We start from the raw sequence: 3,049 nt of genomic DNA, 5'->3' as shown, positions 1-3,049 counted from the left end.
TCATTTTAACCTGTACAGATTGGGAAGTTAAACAAATAGCTTCAATACTATGATAGGAGTAACGGCAAAGGTTGTCAAGTAGTTTTTTTCGTTTTTATGGATAGAACATATCTAGAATGGCATTTGGGAGTATGTTATCCGTTTTTCACTTCTAAATGATAAAGAAATTTATTAGTTTATTATACGGTTCTTTTCATGTATAAAATTATAGCAAGTTTGTACGGAAGGTTGTTTTATGAGCAAAATTATAGAAATTAGAGCACCAAAAACTCTAGGTGGTGAGTCAGTTACGGAAGGTATAGTCAAAATAAAGAAAAATATTGGCGAATCAGTAAAAGTAGATGATTTAATCTTTGAAATTGAAACTGACAAAACAGCGCTTGAATTAACCGCAGAGGCCTCAGGGCAAATAACTGAATTTCTTGTAAAAGAGGATGATGTAATAAGCCCAGATCAGCCATTAGCGAAGCTTTCCGTAGGAGAGGTAAAAGAAGAGATAAAGAAAGAAGACAAAAGTGAAGCTCCTGCTAAAAAAGATGCTCCTTCAGCTCGTAAAATTATGGAGGAAAATGCAATCAGCGCAGGAAATGTTGAAGGAACTGGCATGGGAGGCAGAATAACCAAAGCGGATGTAATAGGCCATATAAGCAAAAGTACAGGCGCTGAACAGCCTGCGGTCAAACTGCCAAAAAGTATAGCAAGTGGGGAGCGAAGAGAAGAACGAGTAAAAATGAGCAAAATAAGGCAAGTAATCGCTGCTCGTTTGAAGGCGTCGCAAAACACTGCTGCGATATTGACCACATTCAATGAGATCGACATGAAGAATGTAATGGATCTTAGGGCAAAATATAGAGAAACTTTCGAAAAGAGATATGGAATAAAACTAGGTTTCATGTCGTTCTTTATAAAGGCGGCAGTGCAAGCACTGAAGGAGATTCCTGAAATTAACGCTGAAATCTCAGGCGATGAAATCGTATATAAACATTACTATGACATAGGTGTTGCTGTTGGCACCGATAAAGGCCTTGTTGTGCCGGTTATTCGGAGTGCTGACCAAATGTCATTCGCCGAAATCGAGTTGACCTTGACTACTCTTGGCAAAAAAGCTCGAGAAGGCAAACTGCAAGTTTCAGAAATGGAAGGTGCAACGTTTACCATCTCAAACGGTGGAGTATACGGTTCGCTCCTGTCCACTCCGATCATAAACCCTCCGCAATCTGGAATACTTGGCATGCATTCAATACAAAACAGGCCAGTTGCTATCGGCAACTCAATTGAAACTAGACCTATGATGTACATTGCCCTCTCCTACGACCACAGAATAGTCGACGGCAAAGGCGCAGTAACTTTCCTTGTCAAAATAAAAAATTACATAGAAGATCCAAACAGATTAGTTTTGGAAGTGTGATTTAATTGTTAATTTAGTAGTACACATTACTAAAAATCATCTAGTTCTGCTAGTAATTTCACAATTTCCGGATGATCAGAGCCATAATGTTTCTTAAAGATCCCGTGCAAACAACTCTTTTACTTTTTGAAAATTACCCGGAGTGCAGTAAACTATACTGAGGTTTATCAGTGTAACAGCAACTTTAATTCTTCTTTTTAATTGCTAAAATTTCCCAAGCACGCTCAAGTAACTCCTTTTGTTTCTCATGGGCACCTAAAGCACCACAAATGATGCCTAAGTTTATCAGTAGTTTAGCAGCTTTAAAACGATCAGGACCGTAATGTTTCTTAAAGATAGATAGAGCCCGTTCAAACGATCCCTTTTTTTTCTTATGATCACCGAAACTTTCATAAACGTTACCTAGGTTTGCTAGTGTTCTAGCAACTTCAAAATGATCAGAACCATAATGTTTTTCTTGAATTGCTAAAGCCCGTTCAAGCAACTCCTTTTGTTTTTGAGGATCATCTAAAGCACCATAAACGTTACCTAGGTTTACCAGTGTCATAGCAACTTCAAGATGATCAGGACCATAATGTTTCTCTTGAATTGCTAAAGCCCGTTCAAGCAACTTCTTTTGTCTTCTAGGATTACCTAAAGTACCATAAGCGATACCTAGGTTTGTTAATGTAATAGCAACTTTAAAATGACCAGAACCATAATGTTTCTCTTGAATTGCTAAAGCTCTTTCAAGTAACCTCTTTTTTTTCTTGTGATCATCTATCTTCCCATGAATGACACCTAGGTTTGCCAGCAGTCTGGCAGTTTGAAAATGATCAGGGCCATAATGTTTCTCTTGAATTACTAAAGCACGTTCAAGCAACTCTTTTGCTTTCTGAGGATTATCTAAATCCCCATAGGTACTACCTAGGTTTGCCAGCAGTTCAGCAACTTCAGGGTGATCAGAACCATAATGTTTTTCTTGAATTGCTAAAGCCTGTTCGAGCAACTCCTTCTGTTTCTTATGATCACCTAAAGCGCCATAAGCGATGCCAAGGTTTGCCAGTGTAACAGTAACTTCAGGATGATCAGAGCCATAACGTTTCTTCAAGATAGGTAAAGCCCGCTCAAGCGACTCTTTTTGTCTTCTGGGATTACCCACATAATAATACCCATCACTCATCCATATTAACAAGACAAGGTAATACTTTTCTATTGTTTGTTTTTCTGAAGGATTTTCTTTTAGCCCATTATTTATATGTAATGAAAACGCTTCTAAGTGTGGCAATAACTGTCGTTTCTTAGCACAGTCTTCTAATTTATCACTGCCATAAGGAAAGCTTTCTGCCAGCAATTCAAAAGTCTTTTTCACAACCTTGTCTTTATTGTTTTTCTAGCTCTATTCTTGTTACTTGCTGTACTAACCTGTGAATATTGACTGAACTTTACTCTTCTCCTGAGTTGACCATTGAATATTGCTTAAGTAGTTGGATAGCATCACCTAGCTTTTCTCTATTGTGTTCTAACCCTAAAAACATTTCTACAGGAATATTGTCAGAGGCAATATAGGCGATGATATCTAAAATTTCTTTGGCTTGTTGGCCATACCATACGCGTCAAGTTAAGAGATTGTGAGCAAATTTAGAGAAGTTAAGGTTGATA

Annotated in this window: 2 protein-coding genes; one reads left to right on the top strand and one right to left on the bottom strand. The window is 37.8% G+C overall.

Annotation, left to right across the window (positions count from 1 at the left end):
* The first annotated feature begins 235 nt into the window (after positions 1 to 235).
* Entirely contained in the window at positions 236 to 1,408 is a 1,173-nt protein-coding gene (odhB, locus tag DM84_RS05585; protein WP_250778986.1) for a 2-oxoglutarate dehydrogenase complex dihydrolipoyllysine-residue succinyltransferase, read from the top strand.
* Positions 1,409 to 1,592: 184 nt separating this feature from the next.
* Here the strand turns inward: odhB and DM84_RS05580 are convergent, their stop codons facing one another.
* Positions 1,593 to 2,759 (bottom strand): tetratricopeptide repeat protein, encoded by a 1,167-nt coding sequence (locus DM84_RS05580; RefSeq protein ID WP_250778984.1) that lies wholly within the window; start codon positions 2,757 to 2,759, stop codon positions 1,593 to 1,595.
* Between the last annotated feature and the right edge of the window lie 290 nt (positions 2,760 to 3,049).

Origin of the sequence: Wolbachia pipientis, from assembly GCF_023661085.1 — a bacterium.
Lineage (GTDB): Bacteria > Pseudomonadota > Alphaproteobacteria > Rickettsiales > Anaplasmataceae > Wolbachia.
This window is presented reverse-complemented; position numbering and strand designations above follow the sequence as displayed.